We start from the raw sequence: 20,811 nt of genomic DNA on the forward strand, positions 1-20,811 counted from the left end.
GGACGTCATGGGCTACTACTCGTTCCTCGCGATGGTCACCTCGGCGGTGATCTACCTGGTCGCGTTCGCGGCGTTCAGCGCCGAGTGGGCGAGCGCGCGCAACCTGGACGCCGGGGGCCACGAGCCCGACGCGGCGCGGGAGAGCGCCGACCGCCTGCGCGTCGACAAGTACGGGCGCATCGGCCTCGCGCTCACGTGCGTGGGGCTGCTCAGCCACGTCGCCGGGGTGGTGCTCCGTGGGGTGGCCGGACGCCGGGCCCCCTGGGGCAACATGTACGAGTTCGTGACCGTGTCGCTCGCGTTCGCGGCGGCGGCCATGCTCGTGCTCGCGATGCGCCGCGGGCAGCGCTGGCTCGGCCTGCCGACGACGCTGCTTCTGACGATCGGGCAGGGCCTGGCCGTGACGGTCTTCTACGTCGACGTCGCCCCGCTGGTGCCGGCGCTGCACTCGGTGTGGTTCGTCGTCCACATCGTCGCGGCGTGTGCGTCGGGGGCGATGTTCAACCTGGGCGCGATCGCGTCCGTCCTCTACCTGATCCGGACGCGCGCGGAGGCGCGCGGCGGCGTCCGGGGTTATCTGGCGCGCGTGCCCGACTCGCGCGCGCTCGATCGCTTCGCTTACCGCGTGCACGCGTTCGCGTTCCCGCTGTGGACGTTCACGATCGCCGCCGGCTCGATCTGGGCCGAGTACGCGTGGGGGCGCTACTGGGGGTGGGACCCGAAGGAGACGTGTTCCCTGGTCACGTGGGTGGTCTACGCGGCCTACCTGCACGCGCGCGCCACCGCCGGGTGGCAGGGGCGTCCGGCCGCGTGGCTGGCGGTCGTCGGCGTGGTGAGCTTCTGGTTCAACTTCGTCGGCATCAACCTGCTCGTGAGCGGCCTGCATTCCTACGCGGGGATCTGAGCGGAGCCGCTATCCCCGCGTGAAAGAATGCGGTTTATGCAGCATTTTGATCTGTGCATCATCGGCTCCGGTTCGGGTAATTCCCTGATCGACGAGCGCCTCGACGACCAGACGATCGCGCTGGTCGACGACGGCCGCTGGTTCGGCGGGACCTGCCTGAACGCCGGCTGCATCCCCACGAAGATGCTCGCGCTCCCGGCCGACGTCTGCCGGACGCCCGAGCTGGGCGCCCGCGTCAACGTCGCCGTCGACCCGCCGCGCGTCGACTGGCCCGGGCTGCGCGACCGGGTCTTCGGCCGCACGGACGGCATCTCGCAGGCGGGCGAGCGGTGGCGCGAGCAGGCGTCCAACGTGACGCTGTTCCGCGAGACCGCGGAGTTCGTCGGCGAGAAGACGCTGCGTGTCGGCGAGGAGACGATCACGGCCGACCAGTTCGTGATCGCGGCCGGCTCGCGGCCGCGGGTGCCCGACCTGCCGGGCATGGACGACCCGGCGCTGACGGGCCGGCTGCACACGTCCGACACGATCATGCGGGTCGAGGAGCTGCCCGAGTCGCTGGTGATCCTCGGCGGTGGGTTCATCGCCGCCGAGTTCGCCCACGTGTTCTCGTCGTTCGGCACGAAGGTGACGGTCGTGAACCGCTCCGACCGGCTGCTGCGCCGCGAGGACGCCCTGATCGCCGAGCGGTACACCGATGCGGCCGCCCGGCACTACACGCTGCGGCTCAACCAGCACGTCGTGGCGCTTGAAGAGGGCACGCACGGACGCCTGCGCGTCGTCACCGAGGACGCCGACGGCGTCCACTACGGCTTTCAGGGCGACCTGGTGCTCTGCGCGCAGGGCCGCGTCCCGAACGGGGCGCGGCTGCGGGTGGACGCGGCGGGCGTCCGGATGGACGCGCACGGACTCGTGGTCGTCGACGAATATCAGCGGACGAACGTCCCGGGCATCTGGGCGCTCGGTGACGTCAGCAACCCCTACCAGCTCAAGCACGTCGCGAACCACGAGGAACGCGTCGTGCAGCACAACCTGCTGCATCCTGACGACCTCGTCGCGTCCGACCGCCGGTTCGTCCCGCCGCACGGCGTGTTCACCGACCCGCAGATCGCGTCGGTGGGCCTCACCGAGGACGCCGCCCGCGCGGCCGGCCACGACGTGGCCGTGGCCGTCCAGGAGTACGCGTCGGTCGCGTACGGCTGGGCGCTGAACGACGAGGGGCACTGCGTGAAGCTGGTCGCCGATCGGGCGACCAAGCACCTGCTCGGGGCGCACATCATCGGGCCGCAGGCGACGCTGCTGATCCAGCCGGTCATCCAGGCGATGTCGACGGGCGTCGACGTCCCGACGATGGCGCGCGGCCAGTACTGGATTCATCCGGCCCTGACCGAGGTGATCGAGAACGCCCTGCTGTCTTTGGGGATCGAGGCGGACGCGTGAGCCGGGTGAGCCGCGTCGGCGGCTTCAGTCGCACCGGTCGGCGCATCGCCGTCCTGGCCGCGCTCGCGCTGCTGGGCGGCTGCGGGGCGTCGCCCGCGGCGTCCCCGGGCGAGAGCGGCACGGGCGGGAACCAGAGTGGCGCGCCGACGGCCGGGGCGTCGGCGTCCGGCCAACCGTCCGCGGGGGCGTCCGGATCGCCGGGCGCGTCGGGGCCGCCCGGGGCGTCGGGGGTCTCGTGCGCCGCCGCCGCGGCGGGCATGCCGCTGGACGTGCGGGTCGGGCAATTGCTCGTCTCTCCGGTGCAGGACACGCTCGACCAGGCGGAGGCGTCCGCGATCACGGACGCGCACGTGGGGTCGGTGATCCTGATGGGCAAGTCGTCGCGGGGCGTCGCGGCGACGCGCGCGATCACCGACGAGGTGCGGGGCCTCGGCGTCCCGGGGTCGCCGGCGGGGCCCGTGGAGACGCTCGTGACCGTCGACCAGGAGGGCGGCCTAGTGGTGCGGCTGAGCGGCCCGGGGTTCGACCCGATGCCGTCGGCCGCCGAGCAGGCGCGCCTTTCGGACGCCGAGCTGACCAGGCGCGCGACCCGCTGGGCGCAGCAGTTGAAGGCCGCGGGCGTCCATCTGGACCTGGCGCCGGTCGCCGACATCGTGCCGGCGGCGAAGGCGTCCTCGAACGAGCCGGTCGGCAAACTGGGCCGCGGCTACGGCTCGGACGCCCGCGTGGTCGCCGACAAGGTCGGCGTGTTCGTCCGGGCGTTCCGGGGGGCGGGGCTCGGCTCGACGGCGAAGCACTTCCCGGGGCTCGGCGAGGTGACCGGCAACACCGACTTCGCCGCGCGCGTGGTCGACCCGGTGACGTCCGCGGGGGACGGCCGCGACGCCGGCTTCCGGTCCGCGGTGGCCGCCGGCGTGGACTCGGTGATGGTCTCCACCGCCGTCTACCCGCGCATCGACCCCGACAACCCGGCCGCGTTCTCGCCGGCGGTCGTCGCCCTGGTGCGCGACCGGCTGGGCTTCGACGGCGTGATCAGCAGCGACGACCTGGGCGTGGCGAAAGTGATGGAGGGCGTCCCGGCGGCGGAGCGCGGCGTGCGGTTCGTGCGCGCCGGCGGCGACCTCGCGATCAGCGTGGACGCCGCGGTGACCCGGCAGATGGCGTCCGGGCTGGTGAAGGCCGCGCAGGGCGATCCGGCGTTCGAGCGGCGCGTGACCGACTCGACCGGGCGCGTGCTGGCGCTGAAGGCGCGCTACGGCCTGGTGAGGTGCGGCGCCTGATCAGGGCTCGACGCGCAGCTGCTTCTGCACCTGGCGGGCCGTCTGCAGCAGTTCCGGACGGCTGTCGGGGATCGACGCGTAGTAGATGCTGGACGCCTCGGCCCCCGTCGCCACGATCACGATGATCGCGGTCTCGCCCTTCTCGCGCAGGCCCGGGATGTCGAAGGAGAGGTGCATCTCGACCTCCCAGGCGTCCTTACCGCCGACCGTCGTCGCGCGGTTCACGACGTCGCGACGGTTCACGTCCGCGTCGGCGTAGAAGACGCCGAGCACGCACTTGGAGACGATCTCGCTGCCCTGCTGCGGGCTGAAGAAGCCGTCGCCGGCGACCAGCTCGCCGACCAGCACGGACGCCACCCACGACGACCCGCGCCCGTCGAAGTTGTTCTCGGTGACGACCTCCTGGGTCGCGGTGTCGCGCCCGAATGGGACGCGGTCGTCGGGGTGCGGCGAGCCCCACGGCGAGCCGAGCGCCGGGTAGGAGAGCTTGCCGCCGACGATGCGGCCGTCGGCGGTCCGGTGCGAGGGGTTGGTCGGCTGCGCGCTCGGGTCGATGTTGCGCTTCGGGCACACGTCGCCCGTCGGGTTGGACGCCGGCGGCGTCCCACCGAACGGCCCGATGCCCGCGCCGCGCAGCAGCGTGTAGCCGCCCACGATCATGCCGATGACGAGGACGCCGATCAGCACCCACCAGCCGATGCCGCGGCCCGCGCGTGGCGGGGTGGGGTAGCCGGCGTCCGGGTCGAACCCGGCCTGGCCGGCTTCGCGAATGGTGCCCCGATCCTGCCCATACTGGCCGCCCGGCTGCCGCAGCGAGCCGGCGCGGCCCTGGCCGTGGCCGAGCTGGATCGGCTGGCTGCCGCTCGGCGCGCTCGCGCCCGGCGTCCCGGCGCCGCCGTTGCCCCAGCCGGTGGAGGCCCCCGGACCCGCGGGGATCTCGGCCCCCGGCATCGCCGGCGGAACCGGGGGAGGGGCATACGGGTTGGGTGAGAGCGCCGACGACCACGCCGAGCCGTCCCAGTAGCGGAACATGCCCGGCGCGCCGCCCGGATCCGGATGCCAACCCGCGTTGCTCATGGCGCCATCCTAGGTGGCCCGACTTTCCCGGCTCGGACGCCGGCCCGCCCCTGGGCGTGGCGGCGGGCGTCGGCGTCCTTCGTTCTGCTTCCGAAACGGAAGCAGAACGAAGTGAGTGGGCGAGGGGGTTCCGGGAACGCGGACGGGGCAGGCCCGAGTGGGCCTGCCCCGTGCCGGCGGCGCGCCGGCTGCACGGCGCGCGGTCCCGCGTCCGCGTGCCGAAGGGGGCTCACGGAGGCGGGGGTCTGTTACCCGAACCGGCCGGTGATGTAATCCTCGGTCGCCTGGACGTCGGGCTTGGAGAAGATCTTCTCCGTCGGGCCCATCTCGATGAGCTTGCCCGGCGCGCCGGTGCCGGCGATGTTGAAGAAGCCGGTCTGGTCGGAGACGCGTGCGGCCTGCTGCATGTTGTGGGTCACGATGACGATCGTGTAGTTCTCCTTGAGCTCGCCGATCAGGTCCTCGATGGCGAGCGTCGAGATCGGGTCGAGGGCGGAGCACGGCTCGTCCATCAGCAGGACGTCGGGGCGCATCGCGATGGCGCGGGCGATGCAGAGACGCTGCTGCTGGCCGCCGGAGAGGCCGGACCCCGGCAGGTTGAGCCGGTTCTTGACCTCCTCCCACAGGTTGGCGCCGCGCAGGGCCTGCTCGCAGAGGTCGTCTTGGCTGGAGCCGGACACCTTCTGGTGGTTCAGCCGGACTCCCGCCAGCACATTCTCCTTGATGGACATCGTCGGGAACGGGTTCGGCCGCTGGAACACCATGCCGATCTGGCGGCGCACCTCGACCGGGTCGACGCCCTGGCCGTACAGGTTGTGGCCGTCGAGGAGCACCTCGCCCTCGACGTAGGCGCCGTTGATGACCTCGTGCATGCGGTTCAGGGTGCGCAGCACCGTCGACTTGCCGCAGCCGGACGGCCCGATGAACGCCGTCACCGAGCGCGGCTCGATCGTCATGTTGACGTCTTCCACCGCCCGGAACTTCCCGTAGTAGATGTTGAGGTCGCGAGCTTCGATTCGCTTGGACATGTCGGCTTCTTTCTCCCGTACCGGGTGGTCAGCGCCCGGCCTTGGGGGCGAAGTGGCGGGCGATCAGACGGCCCACCAGGTTGAGGGCCATGACGAGCAGGATCAGGGTCAAGGCGCCGGCCCATGCGCGGGCGTGATACGGCTCCGGCGGCACCCCGGGGTAGGCGTACTGGGTGTAGACGAACACCGGCATCGTCATCATGGGCCCGCCCAGCGGGTTGTTGTTGACGCTGTCGGTGAAGCCGGCCGAGACGAGCAGGGGGGCGGTCTCGCCGATGATGCGGGCGATCGCGAGGATGACGCCCGACACGATGCCGGAGATCGCCGTCGGGATGACGATCAGCAGGATCGTCTTCCACTTCGGCACGCCCAGAGCATAGGACGCCTCCCGCAGTTCGTTGGGAACGATCCGCAGCAGTTCCTCGGTCGACCGGACGACCACCGGGATCATCAGCACCGACAGGGCGAACGCGCCGGACAGGCCGTTCTGCGTGCCGGGCCCGATCAAGAGGGTCATCAGCGCGTAGGCGAACAGGCCCGCGACGATGGAGGGGATGCCCGTCATGACGTCGACGAAGAACGTGATGCCGCGCGCCAGGGCGCCGTGCCCATACTCGGCCAGGTAGACGGCCGTTAGCAGGCCAATGGGCACCGAGATCAGGGTCGCGATGCCGGTGACCCACAGCGTGCCCGAGAGGGCGTGCGCGAGGCCGCCGCCGTCGCCGATCACGTTGCGCATCGAGTAGGTGAAGAACGTCACGTCGAACCGCTGCAGGCCGCGCGCGAGCGTGGCGAAGATCAGCCAGAAGAGCGGGATCAGGGCGATGATGAACGCGCCGACGACCAGGTGGTAGGCCATCCGGTCGGACGCCTTGCGCCAGCCCTCGACGACGGTCGACCACACCTGGATGGCCACGAGGTAGAGCACCGCGCCGAGGGCGATACCGCCGACGACGTTCAGCCCACCGAGGGCGAGTGTCGCCAGCAGACCGACGATGAGGGACACGACGAGCGTCACGGGCGGGGCCCAGCGGGGCAGCTTGCCGGCCGTGAAGGGATTCGTGGCGCTGGGGCGCGCCGGGGCCGAGGTGGTGGAGGTGGACATCAGTTGGCTCCCGAGAATTCCTTGCGGCGGTTCACGATCCAGCGGGCGACCATGTTCACGGCCAGCGTGATGACGAACAGCACGAGGCCGCCGGCGATCAACTGGTTGGTGCGCAGGCCGTATGCCTCGGGGAAGTTCAAGGCGATGGTCGCCGCGATCGTGTTGGGGTTGTTGGAGGTCAGCACCTGGAAGTTGATGGTGTTGGTGCCGGACAGGATCATGGCCACGGCCATCGTCTCGCCGAGCGCGCGGCCGAGGGCCAGCATGACGGCCGACACGATGCCGGCGCGGGCGAAGGGGAAGACGGACATCTTGATCATCTCCCAGCGCGTGGCGCCCAGCGCGAGCGCCGCCTCCTCATGCAGCTTCGGGGTCTGCAGGAACACCTCGCGGCACAGCGACGTGATGATCGGTAGCACCATGACGGCCAGCACGAGCGCGGTGGTCAGCATCGTGCGGCCCGTTCCGGACGCCTGCCCGCCGAACAGCGGGAACCAGTGCAGGTTGTGGTTCAGCCAGATCCACGCCCGGTTGATCTCGGGGGCGAACGTGTTGGCGCCCCAGAGGCCGTAGACGACGGACGGGACGGCCGCCAGCAGGTCGATGACGTACCCGATGGGCTGGGCCAGCTTGCGTGACGCGTAGTGCGAGATGAACAGCGCGATGCCGACGCCGACGGGCACCGCGAACAGCAGCGCGAGGAACGACGACCACACGGTGCCGAAGGCGTACGGGGCGACCCAGGAGAAGAAGGGCCCGTAGCCCTGGGCGGTGAGCTGCGCGGGCGTCGAGGTGAGCGCCGGGAACGCCTGCATGAGCAGGAACCCCGCGACGAGGGCCAGGATGACGAGAATGATGATGCCCGAGCCGGTGGACAGGCTGGAGAACACCCGATCGCCGATGCGTTTCTTGGCCGGGATCAGCGGATTCTCCGCATGAGTCTCGAGCGTGGATGGTGAGGTGGTCACGGTATCCCCTGGGGATTGAGCGCGGCGGCCGCGCGACGGAAATCGTGTTCCCGCTCACCCGCTGCCCATCGAGAGGGGAGCCCCTCGATGGGCAGCGGCGGCGGGTTGATGGGGGTGGGTTCGGTCAGCTCACTGGATCGAGTCGACCGCGGCCTTGACCTTCGCGCTCATGTCGGACGAGAGCGGGGCGCTGCCGGCCTCCTTCGCGGCGGCCTGCTGGCCGGCGTCGGAGCCGATGTAGCCGATGTACGCCTTCACCAGCGAGGCGTCCGCGGCCTCCTTGTACTTCTCGCAGACGATCGCGTACGAGACGAGCACCGCCGGGTAGGCGCCGGCGGCCTTACGGTCCAGCTTGATCGCCAGGTCGTGCTCGGATCGGCCGGCGACCTGCTTGCTGGCGTCCACGATCTTCGCGGCAGCCTCGGCGCTCGGCTTGAGGAACTCGCTGCCGACCTTCAGCTCGGCCACGCTGAGCTCGCGGGCGGCGGACTCGTCGGCGTAGCCGATCGTGTTCGTGCCGGTCTTGACGGCGTCGATGACGCCCGAGGTGCCCTTGGCCGCCTCACCCTTGATGCCCGCCGGCCAGGTGCCGCTGTTCGCGTTCGTCCACACCGACGGCGAGGCCTGGTGCAGGTAGTCCGTGAAGTTGTCCGTCGTGCCCGAGTCGTCGGACCGGTGGACGGCCGTGATGTTCGCGTTCGGCAGGTTCACCCCCGCGTTCAGCGCGGCGATCTTCGGGTCGTTCCACTTGGTGATCTTGCCGGCGAAGATGCCGGCGGCCGTGTCGGCGTCCAGTTTGAGGTTGTCGACGCCCTGCACGTTGTAGACGATCGCGATGGGGGAGATGTAGACCGGCAGGTTCAGCGCGTTGGAGTCGGAGGTGCACTTGGCGAACTTGCCCGCGCCCATCTCGTCATCCTTCAGAGCCCGGTCGGAGCCGGCGAACTGCACCGCGCCCGCGATGAACGACTCGCGCCCGGCGCCGGAGCCGTCGGGGGAGTAGTTGACGGTCACCCCGCCGTTCTGCTGCTGGAAGGCGGCGCGCCAGGCGTCCTGCGCGGCCTTCATCGAGGAGGCGCCCTTGCCGGTCAGCGTGCCGCTCAGGCCGTTGCCGTTGGAGGTGCCGGCCTCGTTTGCCGGCGCACAGGCCGACAGGCCGAGCGCGGCTGCGGCCATGATCGCAAGGGGAGCGGCGACTTTCTTCGTCTTCACAGATGTGTCCTTTAGTCGATTCGCGACGGGGGCTGCAAGACGCGGCGACCCCGAAGGCCAGGCATTCGATGGCTTCAGGATCAAAGTAAACAAACGCCGTGACGATCAGACCGTGGCCAGGTGAACGGATGGTGAACGCGCGGGGTTGCGGCCGCTGCCCCCGGGCTCACTAGCGGTTTTGCCGGGATCGTCAGACCCGCGGGCGGTGCCACTCGACGGCAATCGTGTTGCCGTCGAGGTCCAGGTGAGCGACCGCGACGGCGGCCGTCTGCATGGCGCGGACCGGCACGTCCAGCGACTCCAGCATCGCCGGAAGCACCGGGCGGTGCCCGCACACGGCCAGCGGCGTCCGCGCCTTGAGGGCGTCGTGCTGCAGCCGCTTCATGACCTGCCGGACGCCCTTCTCGTTGTCTTTCGCCTGCTCCTCCGACAGCGCCGCCCACGTCTCGATCTCGTGCCCGGACGACTTCGAGTACGGCTTCAGCGTCTGGACGCACCGGTTCGAACTCGACGACGCCAGCGCGGTGACGCCGTAGGCGTCCAGCAGCGGGATGAGCCGGCGCGACTGCTTGCGTCCGCGGCCGGTGATCGGACGCCCCTGGTCGCGTCCGCTCCAGTGCTTGCGATCCATCGCCTTCGCGTGCCGGACGACCAGCACGGGCGTCGTCTCCGTCGCCTCGACGGCCCGGTCGACCATCATGCGCTCGTCGCCGTAGGTCATGCGGTGCAGCGCGCTCTTGACGGTCAGCCAGACGACGCGGTCGACCTCCTTGTCGGGCTTGCGCTTCTTCTGCCCCTGGGGCCGCCCCACCCAGTAGTGGACGACCTTGTCGCCGCCGCCCACCTGGTATTCGACCTTGCCCAACGGCATTTCGACGGACGCCGTGACCCCCGTCTCCTCCAGGGTCTCGCGCTGGGCGCACGACACCAGGTACTCGTCGGGATGGATCTTGCCCTTCGGCAGCGTCCAGTCGTCGTACGCCGGCCGGTGCACCAACAGGACGCGCGGGCCGGGGCCTTTGCTGCGGTCGAGCACCACGAGCCCCGCCGCGACGATCTGGTGGCGGGGCATCTACCGGCCCTCCTGATGGCGGCGCGGCTGCCCGACATGGGCGATCAGGTAGTCCTGCAGGTCGCGCTTCGGCTCGCCCTCGTCGTCGAGGACGTGCCGCGACCACGTCGTGTCGTCGAGCCACCACGACGCGGTGTCGGGGTCGAAAGCCAGGTCGAAGAGGCTCTCGATCTTCGCGACGTGCCGCGGATTCGTGATGGAGACGAGCACCTCGACGCGCCGGTCGAGGTTGCGGTGCATCATGTCGGCCGAGCCGAGGCCCACCATGGGCGAGCCGGCGTTGTCGAACCAGAACAGCCGGCTGTGCTCGAGGAAGCGGCCCAGGATGCTGCGGACGCGGATGTTCTCGCTCAGCCCCGGCACCCCCGGACGGATGCCGCAGATGCCGCGCACCCACAGATCCACCGGTACGCCCGCACGCGACGCGAGGTACAAGGCGTCGATGATGCGCTCGTCGACCATCGAGTTCACCTTGATGCGGATGCCCGCCGGACGCCCCGCGAGCGCGTTGCGCGTCTCGGTGTGGATGAGGTCGAGCAGGCCGTCGCGGATGCCCTCGGGGGCGACGAGCAGCCGCCGGTAGTGCGTCTCCTGCGTCATGCCGGACAGGTGGTTGAACACGCGCGCGACGTCGTCGGTGACGATCGGATTGGCCGTGAGCAGCCCCATGTCCTCGTACTGCCGGGCCGTCTTCGGGTTGTAGTTGCCGGTGCCGATGTGGGCGTAGCGACGCAGGCCGTCGGGCTCGTCGCGGATCACCAGCGACAGCTTGCAGTGCGTCTTCAGCCCCACGATGCCGTAGACGACGTGGCACCCCGCGCGCTCCAGCTTGCGGGCCCAGCCGATGTTGGCCTGCTCGTCGAACCGGGCCTTGATCTCCACGATGACGAGCACCTGCTTGCCCGCCTCAGCGGCCTCGATGAGGGCGTCGATGATCGGCGAGTCGCCCGAGGTGCGGTACAGGGTCTGCTTCAACGCGAGCACCGCGGGGTCGGCCGCCGCCTGCTCGATGAACCGCTGGACGCTCGTCGCGAACGAGTCGTAGGGGTGCTGCAGCAGCACGTCGCGGCGCCGCAGCGTCTTGAACAGGTCGGCCGGCTGGGCGGTCTCGACCTCGGCCAGCTCGGGGTGCGTCTTCGGCAGGAACGGGGGATAGGAGAGGTCGTCGCGGTCGACGCCGGCCACGGCGAACAGGCCGGTGAGGTCGAGCGGCCCGGGCAGCACGAACACCTCCCGGTCGTCGATCTCGAGCTCGGCGGCGAGCAGTTCGAGCATGCGCTCGTCGACGCCCTCCTCGACCTCGAGCCGCACCGGCGGACGGCCGACCTTGCGGCGCAGCAACTCCTTCTCCAGGGCGTGCAGGAGGTTCTCCGCGTCGTCCTCCTCCACCTCGAGATCCTCGTTGCGGGTGACCCGGAAGGTCGCCCACTGCAGCACCTCCATGCCTGAGAAGATCATGCCGAGGTGGTGGCCGATCACGTCCTCCAGCGGCACGTACCGCGAGTCGCCGAGCTTGATGAACCGCGCGATGATCGTCGGCAGCTTCACCCGCGCGAACTGCCGGTGCCCGGTGTTCGGGTTGCGCAGCAGGACGCCGAGGTTGATCGACAGCCCGGAGATGTACGGGAACGGGTGCGACGGGTCGACCGCCAGCGGCGTCAGGATCGGGTAGATGCGCTCCTCGAACAGCGTCGTCATCTCGCGGCGCTCGCTCTCGGTCAGCTCTGCCCACGAGAGGATCTGGATGCCCTCGGCCGCCAGCGCCGGCCGGACGTCCTCGGCGAAGACCCGGGCCTGGTCGGCGACCAGTTCGTGGATGCGCGCGAGGATCTGCTCGTGCAGATCGCGCGGCAGGATCCCGGACGCCCCCGGCAGCGCGACGCCCGCCGCGATGCGTCGCTTCAGGCCGGCCACGCGCACCATGAAGTACTCGTCCAGGTTCGAGCTGAAGATCGCCAGGAACTTGGTGCGCTCCAACAGCGGGACGCGCTTGGCGTCCTTCGCCAGGTCGAGCACCCGGTTGTTGAACGCCAGCCAGGACAGCTCGCGGTCGAAGTAGCGGCCGGACGGCAGCTCGGGGGCGTCCTCGGTTTCGAGCTTCGGCGCGGCGGACATGCTCCTCCTCGTTCTCGGCGTCCGGACGGTGCGGGACCTCACTATGGCATGCCCGGGTTAACGACGGGCCGTGCCGTTCCAACTACGCAGAGGCGTACAGCACGTCGCGGTGGACGACCGCGAAACCGGAGCGCTCGTAGAGCTCGACTGCCCGCGCGTTGTCGCCGTCGACATACAGGATCACGCGGTCGCAGCCGTCGGAGGCCAGCTTGTCGAGCCCGGCCTGCAGCAGCGTCGAGCCGAGCCGGCGTCCCTTCGTGCGCGGGTGGACGCCGATCACGTAGACCTCGCCGGTCGTGCCGGGGTGGCGCTTGGTCCAGTGGAAGCCGGCGAGGCCGTCGGCGTCCCAGGCCAGCAGCAGCCCCGAGGGGTCCCACCACGGCTCGGCCTGCCGGGCGGCGAGGTCGGCGGCCGAGAACGAACCCTGTTCGGGGTGCCCCGCGAAGGCGGCGGCGTTCACGGCGAGGAAGGCGTCCGTCGCGTCGGGGGTGAAGCCGGTGATCCGGACGTCCGCGGGCGCCGGCGGCGCGCCCAGGTCCGCGGGCAGCGGACGCGCCATGATCAGCAGTTCCCGCCCGACGCTCAGCCCGAGGGACGCCCCGAGCGCCCGCGCGGCCGGCAGATCGCCGAACGCCCAGAACTGGACGCCGCCCACCTCGGCCGCCACGGCGTCCGCGAGGCGCCGGCCCAGGCCGGCGCCGCGGCGTCCGGGATGCACGCACAGTTGCGCGGTGCCCTGCCCGAGGTCGGCCTGCGCGTAGCCGGCCAGGACGCCGTCACGCTCGGCGAGCCAGTGCCGGGCCTCGTCGCGCTCGAGGGCGAGGTGGGCCTCTTCGTTCAGGGGGTCGACGCCGTCGGCGCGTTCGACGTCGGCCACGAGGGCGAGCACGGCGGCGCGCTCATCGGGGGTGAGGCTGGGCTGGCTGCGGAGGTCGTCCATGCCACGTCAGATTAGCCGCGTGCCCTCGGGGGTGAAGCGGTAGCCGACGTTGCGGACCGTGCCGATCAGGTTCTCGTGTTCGGGCCCGAGCTTCGCGCGGAGCCGCCGGACGTGGACGTCGACCGTCCGCGTGCCGCCGTAGTAGTCGTAGCCCCAGACGTCGGAGAGCAACTGCTCGCGGCTGAAGACGCGCCCGGGGTGCTGGACGAGGTACTTCAGCAGTTCGAACTCGGTGTACGTCAGATCCAGCGGACGCCCCTGCAGGGCCGCGTGATAGGCGCTTTCGTCGATCGTGATGCCGCCGGCGGAGATCAGGCCGTCGCTCAGGGACCCGGCGACGAGGAGGCGGATGCGGGCGTCCAGTTCGACCGGGCTGGCGGACTCGACGACGATGTCGGTCATGCCCCAGTCGGCCGTCACCGTGGCGCAGCCGCCTTCAGTCAGCACGAGCAGGAGGGGCACCGAGCTGCCGCTGGCCGCGAACAGCCGGCAGGCCATGCGGGCGGCGGCGAGGTCGCGGCGGGCGTCCACGAGGACACCGTCGACGCGGGCCGCCTCGTTGAGCGCGGTCGCATCGGGCGTGGCCACCCGGACGTCGTGCGCGAGCAACTCCAAAGCCGGAAGGGTGACCCCGGGGTCGGACGAGGAATCCGCGGACACGAACAGCAATCGCGCCATCCCTACCCCTTCCGGTCAGCCGCGGGTCTCGATTCGGGCCGCGATCGTCGGCAACACTTTAACGTAGGGGTTTTCTAGGGAATGCGAGGCGCCAATAATTGAGCGGCCTCGTCGCGCGCGGGTCAGGACGCCCACATCGCCGAGTCGACCACCAGCGTCACGGGGCCGTCGTTGACGAGGGCGACCGCCATGTCGGCGCCGAAGATCCCGGTCTCCACGCGCGCGCCGCGGGCGCGCAGGGACGCGACGAAGGCGTCCACCAGGGGCTCGCCGATCGAGCCGGGCGCGGCCGCGTTCCAGGACGGGCGCCGCCCCTTCCGGACGTCCCCGTAGAGGGTGAACTGGCTCACCACGAGCAGCGGCGCGTCCTCGTCGGAGCAACTGCGCTCGCCGCGCAGGATCCGCAGGCCCCACACCTTGTCAGCGAGGCGGTCGGCGATCTCGGGCGTGTCGCCGGGGGCCGCGCCGACGAGGACCAGCAGCCCGGCGCCGATCTCGCCGACGACCCGGTCGTCGACCGTCACCGACGCGCTCCGCACGCGCTGCACCACCAGTCGCACGGCGTCCACCCTAGTGGGTTCGCGCCGGTCCGGTCGGGGCGGGGAGGCGTCCGGGTCGCCTGTCACCAGCGCACCTGGGAACATGGGCGGGGACGGGTGCGTTGCCTCAAGGACAGACGTTGAAAGGTGTGCCAGTGACATTCGAGATTCCCGAAGACCTCAACCCGGCCCTCGCCGGCCTGGCGTGGCTGCGCGGCCGCTGGGAGGGCACCGGCTATCGCGAGTGGCCGGGCGAGGGCAAGACCACGTTCGGCGTCCAGATCGACTTCGCGGAGAACGGCTCCGACTATCTGCATTACCTCGCGCAGTTGTTCACGCTCGACGACGAGGGGCGTCCGGACGAGCCGCTGACGATCGAGACCGGCTTCTGGCGGGCGTCGCCCAAGGCCGAGGCGGACGTCGTGATGTGCAGCCCCGAGGGCTACTCCGAGATCTGGTACGGCAAGTTGCAGCCGGGGCGGGTCGACCTGACGACGGACGCCGTCGTCCGGTCGCCGCTGGCGACCGTCGAGTACACGGCCGGACGCCGGCTGTACGGCCTGGTCGAGGGCAAGCTCATGTACAGCTTCGACCGCGCGACGTCCGACGAGCCGCTGCGCCCTTACATGTGGGCGACGCTGGAGCGCGCATGAGCGCCGTCGTCAACGACTCCGGGCCCGACGCGGGCGCGCCGCTGCATTACGGCGACCCGCTGCGCGAGCAGCGCTGGCTCGAGGCGGGGGAGGCGTCCGTGGATCTCGGGCACCGTCCGGTGTTCAGCGTCGCCGGTGCCGACCGCCTCACCTGGCTCCACGCGCTCACGTCGCAGAAGCTGGACGACCTCGCGCCCGGCGTCTGGACGACCGCGCTCATCCTCGACCCGAACGGGCGCATCGAGCACGTGTTCGGCGGCGTCGACGACGGCGAGACGTTCTGGGCGTCCACCGAGCCCGACCGCCTGGAGGCGCTGCTCGGGTGGCTCGATCGCATGCGGTTCGCCTCCCGGGTCGAGCTCGCCGATCGCAGCGCGACGCACGCGATGATCGTCGCTCCCGGCGAGGACGCCGACGGTGCGGCGGGCAGCGCAGGCGTCGGCCCGCGCATCGTGGAGCGCTCCGCGCTGGACGCCGCGCTCGGCGAGCGCCGGGCGGGGACGTGGGCGTCCGAGGCGGTGCGGATCGCGTCCGGGCAGCCGCGGATCTTCCTCGACACCGACGAGCGCACCATCCCGAACGAGATCGCCGTCCCGGTCGGCCACCGCCTCGGCGCGGCCGTGCACCTCGCGAAGGGCTGCTACCGCGGGCAGGAGACGGTCGCGCGCGTCCACACCCTCGGACGCCCCCCGCGTCGCCTCACGCTGCTGCACCTGGACGGTTCGGCCGGCGATCTTCCGGAGGTCGGGGCCGAGCTGACGCTCGGCGGCCGTGTCGTGGGGCGCGTGGGCACGTCGGCGCACCACCACGAGCTCGGCCCGATCGCGCTGGGCCTCGTCAAGCGCAATGTCCCGCTGGACGCCGCCCTCCAGGCGGGCCCGGTCGCGGCGTCCCAGGAGGCCGTCGTCGACCCCGAGGTCGGCATGCACGTGCGCCCGAAGCTGGGCTGAACCGCGGGGCTCCCGGGCGCTCGGCCGCACGAGTTGGCCGCCTCGGCCAGGCGTCCCGCCCGCGCCGGGGCGGATTGGTAGATTGCTGCCGCCACGCTTGGAGAGGGGTGCCCCGTGAGCCCGACCGTGTCCGTCGTCGTGCCGTCGTACAACAGTGCCGCGTTCATCGCGGAGACGATGGACTCGATCCTCGCGCAGACCTTCACCGACTTCGAGGTGATCGTCTCCGACCACTCCAGCACCGATGGCACCTGGGAGATCCTGCAGGGGTACGCGTCCGACCCGCGGGTACGGCTCGTCCGCAACGACCCGGGCGGCGGGGCGCCGGCGAACTGGAAGCGCGTCAGCGCTGAGGCGTCCGGGGAGTATCTCAAGCTCGTGTGCGGCGACGACCTCATCGCGCCGGCGTCCCTGGAGCGGCAGGTCGCGCCGATGGTGGCCGACCCCTCCGTGGTGCTGGTCGCGAGCCCGCGGAAGCTGATCGACGCGCGGGGCAACATCCTCGTGGCGGGGCGGGGGCTGGGCGGGTTCTCCGGCACCGCCCCGGGCGCGGCCGCCGCGCGGCGGACCGTGCTGCTCGGCACGAACATCTTCGGTGAGCCCGGCTGTGTGTTGTTCCGGAGGTCGGCGTTCGACGCGGCGGGCGGCTGGGACGACGGGGATCCGTTCGTCATCGACCAGGCGACCTACTGCAATGTCCTCATGCTGGGGCGGTTTCACGCGGTCGACGAGGTGCTCGCCAGCTTCCGCATCAGCGACCAGCAGTGGAGCGTCGACCTGGCCAAGCAGCAGTCCGACCAGGTCGTGTCGTTCCACCATCGGCTGGCCCGCAACAACCCCGGGTTGCTCAGCCGGACCGACCTCGTCCGGGGGGACACGATGGCGCGCGGCATGGCCGTCGCGCGCCGGCTCACCTACCTGTGGCTGGGCCGCAAGATGGCGGCGTCGGCTTCCCCGGGACAGGAGTCCTGATCGGCTAGGCTTCAAGCCGTGACGAACCCCGACAAGCTGCATCGCGTTTCTGTCGTAACCCCGGTTTACAAGGGGGAACGCACGTTGCCGGGGCTGGCCGACGAGATCGCTGCGCTCGCGACCCCGCAGACGAGCCCCGACGGCCATCGCTGGCACGTCACCGAGTGGCTGCTGGTGTGGGACAACGGGCCGGATGCGTCGGCAGACGTGATCGCCGACCTGGCCGAGCGGTACGACTTCGTGAAGCCGGTATGGCTGAGCCGCAACTTCGGGCAGCACCCGGCGACGCTCGCGGGGATGGCGTCCTCCAGCGGCGACTGGATCGCCACGCTGGACGAGGACGGTCAGCACGACCCGGCCGACATCCCCGCGTTCCTCGACGTCGCGATGTCGCAACAGGCGCAACTCGTCTACGCCGACCCGACCAACCCGGCCCCGCACGGGGCGCTGCGCAACGTGCTGAGCGCGGGCGCGAAGTGGTTCTTCTCGACCTTCCTCACCGGTACGAAGACGGCGACCTTCCAGAGTTACCGCCTGATGGTCGGCGACGCGGGCCGCAGCGTTGCCGCCTACGCGGGCCACGGTGTCTATCTCGACGTCGCGCTGAGCTGGGTCATGGGGCGCATCGCCCAGGTGCCGGTCCGGCTGCGCGCCGAGGGCGGGCGGGCGTCCGGGTACAACCTGCCGCGGCTGCTGTCGCACTTTTGGCGGCTCGTGCTCTCCAGCGGCACCCGCGGCCTGCGCATCGTGAGCGGGCTCGGCGCCCTGTTCGCGATCGTCGGCGTGGTGTACGCGCTGTTCCTCGTCGTGATGAACATCGTGACCCACGCCGCCCCGCAGGGGTGGACGTCGACGATCGTCATCCTGTTGATGGCGACCGGCCTGATCCTGTTCTCCCTCGGCGTGATCGCCGAGTACGTGGGCGTCGCCGTCAGCATGGCGATGGGTAAGCCCCCGTACCTCATCCTGAGCGACCCGGCGGTCGGGCCGCACGGCCGGCGTCCGGGGTCGCGGAGCTCGTCGTGAACCTGCCGCTCACCTGGGTGGTCGGGGCGGGCGGCCTGCTCGGCCGCCATGTGGTCGAGCGGCTGGGTGGGCGCGGCGTCCTGTTCGAGGGGCCGCGCGTGCCGTGGTCCGAGCCCGAGCCTGCCCAGGCCGTGCTCGCGGACGCCGCGGCGCGCCTGGTGGCCGAGGCGTCCGAGCGCGCCGGAGGTCGGTGGCAGGTCGTGTGGTGCGCCGGCGCGGGCGTCACCGGGGCCACCAAGGAGTCCCTCGACGACGAACTCGCCGCGCTGGCCGCGGCGCTCGGCGGGCTGCCCGACCAGGGACGCGGCGGCGCGTTCTTCCTCTCGTCGTCCGCGGGTGGGGTGTACGCGGGTGTGGGCAACCCGCCGTACTCGGAGGAGTCTCCCGTCAAGCCGCTGGCGGCGTACGGCTTCGCGAAGCTGGAGGCGGAGCGGATGGTGGCCGACTGGGCGCGCCGGACCGCGACGCCCGCACTCATCGGACGCATCGCGAACCTGTACGGCCCGGGCCAGAACCTCGCCAAGGCGCAGGGGCTGGTCTCGCAACTGTGCGCGGCCTTCCTGCAGCGGCGTCCGAGTCACATCTGGTCGTCGCTGGACACCCTGCGCGACTACCTCTACGTGACCGACTGCGCCGACCTGGTCCTCGACGGGCTCGACCGGCTTCGGGCGGAGGCGTCCGGCGGCGGCCTGGTCGTCACCAAGATCCTGGCGAGCGGCCAGGCGCTCACGATCGGATCTGTTCTGGGGGATCTGCGGCTCGTCTTCAAGAAGCGGCCCCCGATCGTGCTTGGCGCCTCACCGGCGTCGGGGCTGCAGGCGCGCGACCTGAGCATGCGCTCCGTCGTGTGGCCCGAGCTGGACGCCCGGCCCTCCACTCCGTTCGCCGTGGGCGTCCAGCGGACGCTCAACGACCTGCAACGACGACTGCTGGAGGCGTCCGGCTAGCGACGGACGCGTCCAGAGGTCAGCGCAGGCGGTACAGCGTGATGCGCTGAGGTGCGTCCGCGGGAGCCGTCGAGGCTCCCGGCGCGGCGCCCTCGATGAGGTCGGGCCGCGGCGTGTAGTCGGCCGACGTCACCTCGTCGAGGTGGTCCCGAACGTCGGCGAGCCAGCCCTGATCGCACGCCGAGTCCGCCACCACGTACCGGACGCCCGCCTCGCCGGCGGCGGCGAGGGTCAGCTTCTTGCGGGTCTGGCCCATGACCCGGTCGACCGCGGCGCGGTCGGCGGGCCACGCCATCCCGAGCCGGTAGTAGGCGAGCGGCGCGCCCGACGTGACCTTCACGGTCTGCGAGTTGAGGCAGCGGTCGGGGAGCAGCAGCGCGCTCGTGCCGTCGTCGGCGCGGGACGCGGTGGCGGCGACGGCCTGCGCCCGCGGCGTGTGGGGGTTCCAGGTCGCGCGCATGCCGGGGTTGGTCACCCAGAGCGCGTAGTCGGGCAGCGTGAGGGCGTAGAGGGCCAACGTGGCTGCGGTCACCGCGCGCAGCGGGGCCGGGCGCCGGGGTGCGGGCCCGCCGTCGGGCGTCCCTGGGCGGCCGTCGGGCGCTCCGGCCAGGGCGGCGAGCACGATCATGACGATCACGGACGCGACGACCAGCAGGTCGATCCAGAACCGGTAGGGCTCGGCGTTGGCGCCCCAGACGTCGTTGGCGGCGCCGTAGGGCCACACGACGAGGCCCGCGAGGCTGGCGGCGGCGAGCTTCGGGTCCCTGCGCCAGGTGACGACCAGGAGCAGCAGCAGCGGGATCGCGACGGGGGCCATGGCCACGGCAGTCTCCGGGAACATGACCCCGAGGTTCTTGTTGGACGCCACGCGGTAGGTCAGGAACGGGTCGCCTGAGCCGAGGTCCCGCACGGTGGTGAGGATCTGGGGGGCGGCCAGCGCCGCGCACGCGCCGGCGGTGGCCAGCGTCGGACGCAGGTGCCGCACCGCAATGACGGCGATGCCGGGCAGAAACGGCGTCAAGCCCAGCACGAGCGTCGGCAGTTGGCCGAGGCGTCCGGCGGCGAGCGGGCCGAGGGCGTACATCGCCGCCAGCAGGGCGCCCGTGAGGCCGAGCAATACCCAGCGGCGTCCGGAGATGAGCGCGTGAAGGCTGACGATCGCGCCCACCAGGTAGACCAACATGAGGAACGAATAGGTCTGGCCGTTCGCCGTGACGCCGACCAGGGCGGCCGCGGCCACCGTCAGGAGGAAACGCGTCCGCGGGGTCCGGGGTGTCAGCCAGGCGAACGCGAGCAGGATCAGCGCGCCGATGCCGATCGACAGCCCGGCGGCCTCCGCGTTCAGGATGGTCAGGACACCGTACGGCCCCCACAGCACCGCGTGTGCCTCGAGGGTGATCCTCCACGAGCCCTGCACGAGCCACCCCCCGACGCCGACCAGGAACGCGAGGGGGGCGCCGAGGGCGGCCCAGCGGCGTCCGCTGAGCCGGACCAACAGGGCCGCGAGGCCGCCGACCATGACCGACTGGAGGAGGGCCCCGGTCAGGTTCCAGGCCAGCACCGGGCTGATGTGGAACAGCCCGGCCAAGGCGCCGATCAACGTGTAGTAGAGGCGGGGGTACGTGTTCAGGCCGGTCTCGGTGTACGGCTCGACGCGGGCCCAGTTGCCGTGCGCGACATCGGCCGAGATGGCCATGTAGCCGAGCTGGTCGGGCGACGCGTACGTGCGCAGGTGCGAGAAGGGGGCGTCGCCGACGAACAGGAGCGCGTTCCACTGGACGACGGCGTGGAGCAGGACGGCTGCGAGCACCCAGGTGGTCGTCCGCGCGCGGGACGGGGTGGAGTCTCGCCGAGGGGGGCGCGTGGCAGAGGGCGTGACCGCGTCGGGCCGGGGGGTTACGGACAGGT

General features: G+C 71.4%; 19 protein-coding genes. 8 read left to right on the forward strand and 11 right to left on the reverse strand.

Translation table 11 applies throughout. The features are described from left to right. Positions 1-7 precede the first annotated feature (7 nt). From ccsB to WMJ97_RS01630, 3 genes are read left to right on the forward strand one after another with little or no spacing between them, the layout of a single operon-like run. On the forward strand, positions 8-904 hold the full coding sequence (gene ccsB, locus WMJ97_RS01620; RefSeq protein WP_347347251.1) for a c-type cytochrome biogenesis protein CcsB: 897 nt from the start codon (positions 8-10) through the stop codon (positions 902-904). A gap of 36 nt (positions 905-940) precedes the next feature. Next, positions 941-2,341 carry a mycothione reductase gene (locus WMJ97_RS01625; RefSeq protein ID WP_347347206.1) on the forward strand — a complete coding sequence of 467 codons (1,401 nt, stop codon included), beginning with the start codon at positions 941-943 and terminating at the stop codon, positions 2,339-2,341. Next, a complete protein-coding gene (locus tag WMJ97_RS01630) occupies positions 2,338-3,621 on the forward strand; it encodes a glycoside hydrolase family 3 N-terminal domain-containing protein (protein WP_347347207.1) in 1,284 nt (427 codons plus the stop codon). Before WMJ97_RS01625 ends, WMJ97_RS01630 begins: the two co-directional genes overlap by 4 nt. Here WMJ97_RS01630 and WMJ97_RS01635 read toward each other — a convergent pair whose 3' ends face one another. The 10 genes from WMJ97_RS01635 to dtd all read right to left on the reverse strand — a co-directional run bounded on the left by WMJ97_RS01635 (position 3,622) and on the right by dtd (position 14,376). Then, a complete protein-coding gene (locus WMJ97_RS01635) occupies positions 3,622-4,698 on the reverse strand; it encodes a DUF2510 domain-containing protein (RefSeq protein ID WP_347347208.1) in 1,077 nt (358 codons plus the stop codon). A gap of 248 nt (positions 4,699-4,946) precedes the next feature. Beyond that, positions 4,947-5,726 (reverse strand): phosphate ABC transporter ATP-binding protein PstB, encoded by a 780-nt coding sequence (gene pstB, locus WMJ97_RS01640; RefSeq protein ID WP_347347209.1) that lies wholly within the window; start codon positions 5,724-5,726, stop codon positions 4,947-4,949. 28 nt (positions 5,727-5,754) lie between these two features. Beyond that, on the reverse strand, positions 5,755-6,831 hold the full coding sequence (gene pstA, locus WMJ97_RS01645) for a phosphate ABC transporter permease PstA (RefSeq protein WP_347347210.1): 1,077 nt from the start codon (positions 6,829-6,831) through the stop codon (positions 5,755-5,757). After that, positions 6,831-7,799, reverse strand: coding sequence for a phosphate ABC transporter permease subunit PstC (pstC, locus tag WMJ97_RS01650; protein WP_347347211.1), 969 nt, complete (start codon positions 7,797-7,799; stop codon positions 6,831-6,833). Before pstC ends, pstA begins: the two co-directional genes overlap by 1 nt. Before the next feature lie 129 nt (positions 7,800-7,928). Continuing rightward, positions 7,929-9,011: a phosphate ABC transporter substrate-binding protein PstS gene (gene pstS, locus WMJ97_RS01655; RefSeq protein WP_347347212.1), complete on the reverse strand. Its 1,083-nt coding sequence runs from the start codon at positions 9,009-9,011 to the stop codon at positions 7,929-7,931. A 190-nt stretch (positions 9,012-9,201) separates the two neighbouring features. Next, on the reverse strand, positions 9,202-10,083 hold the full coding sequence (locus tag WMJ97_RS01660) for an NUDIX hydrolase (protein WP_347347213.1): 882 nt from the start codon (positions 10,081-10,083) through the stop codon (positions 9,202-9,204). Continuing rightward, a complete protein-coding gene (locus WMJ97_RS01665; RefSeq protein WP_347347214.1) occupies positions 10,084-12,198 on the reverse strand; it encodes an RNA degradosome polyphosphate kinase in 2,115 nt (704 codons plus the stop codon). 82 nt (positions 12,199-12,280) lie between these two features. Beyond that, on the reverse strand, positions 12,281-13,138 hold the full coding sequence (mshD, locus tag WMJ97_RS01670) for a mycothiol synthase (RefSeq protein ID WP_347347215.1): 858 nt from the start codon (positions 13,136-13,138) through the stop codon (positions 12,281-12,283). A gap of 6 nt (positions 13,139-13,144) precedes the next feature. Beyond that, entirely contained in the window at positions 13,145-13,816 is a 672-nt protein-coding gene (locus WMJ97_RS01675; RefSeq protein ID WP_347347216.1) for a response regulator transcription factor, read from the reverse strand. 122 nt (positions 13,817-13,938) lie between these two features. Further along, a complete protein-coding gene (gene dtd, locus WMJ97_RS01680; RefSeq protein WP_347347217.1) occupies positions 13,939-14,376 on the reverse strand; it encodes a D-aminoacyl-tRNA deacylase in 438 nt (145 codons plus the stop codon). A 134-nt stretch (positions 14,377-14,510) separates the two neighbouring features. Between dtd and WMJ97_RS01685 the strand changes: the two genes are divergently transcribed. The 5 genes from WMJ97_RS01685 to WMJ97_RS01705 all read left to right on the forward strand — a co-directional run bounded on the left by WMJ97_RS01685 (position 14,511) and on the right by WMJ97_RS01705 (position 18,903). Further along, positions 14,511-15,008, forward strand: coding sequence for an FABP family protein (locus tag WMJ97_RS01685; protein WP_347347218.1), 498 nt, complete (start codon positions 14,511-14,513; stop codon positions 15,006-15,008). Next, positions 15,005-15,958: a folate-binding protein gene (locus WMJ97_RS01690; RefSeq protein WP_347347219.1), complete on the forward strand. Its 954-nt coding sequence runs from the start codon at positions 15,005-15,007 to the stop codon at positions 15,956-15,958. Before WMJ97_RS01685 ends, WMJ97_RS01690 begins: the two co-directional genes overlap by 4 nt. A gap of 114 nt (positions 15,959-16,072) precedes the next feature. Further along, positions 16,073-16,930 (forward strand): glycosyltransferase, encoded by an 858-nt coding sequence (locus WMJ97_RS01695; protein WP_347347220.1) that lies wholly within the window; start codon positions 16,073-16,075, stop codon positions 16,928-16,930. Between the two features lie 18 nt (positions 16,931-16,948). Beyond that, positions 16,949-17,956, forward strand: a complete 1,008-nt coding sequence (locus WMJ97_RS01700; RefSeq protein WP_347347221.1) for a glycosyltransferase — start codon at positions 16,949-16,951, stop codon at positions 17,954-17,956. Beyond that, complete coding sequence (locus tag WMJ97_RS01705; RefSeq protein WP_347347222.1) at positions 17,953-18,903, forward strand: NAD-dependent epimerase/dehydratase family protein; 951 nt, start codon at positions 17,953-17,955, stop codon at positions 18,901-18,903. Before WMJ97_RS01700 ends, WMJ97_RS01705 begins: the two co-directional genes overlap by 4 nt. A 19-nt stretch (positions 18,904-18,922) precedes the next feature. Here WMJ97_RS01705 and WMJ97_RS01710 read toward each other — a convergent pair whose 3' ends face one another. Next, positions 18,923-20,713: a hypothetical protein gene (locus WMJ97_RS01710; RefSeq protein WP_347347223.1), complete on the reverse strand. Its 1,791-nt coding sequence runs from the start codon at positions 20,711-20,713 to the stop codon at positions 18,923-18,925. Positions 20,714-20,811 lie beyond the last annotated feature (98 nt).

It is taken from the genome of Nigerium sp., assembly GCF_039811905.1.
In the GTDB taxonomy this organism is placed as follows: domain Bacteria; phylum Actinomycetota; class Actinomycetes; order Propionibacteriales; family Propionibacteriaceae; genus Propioniciclava.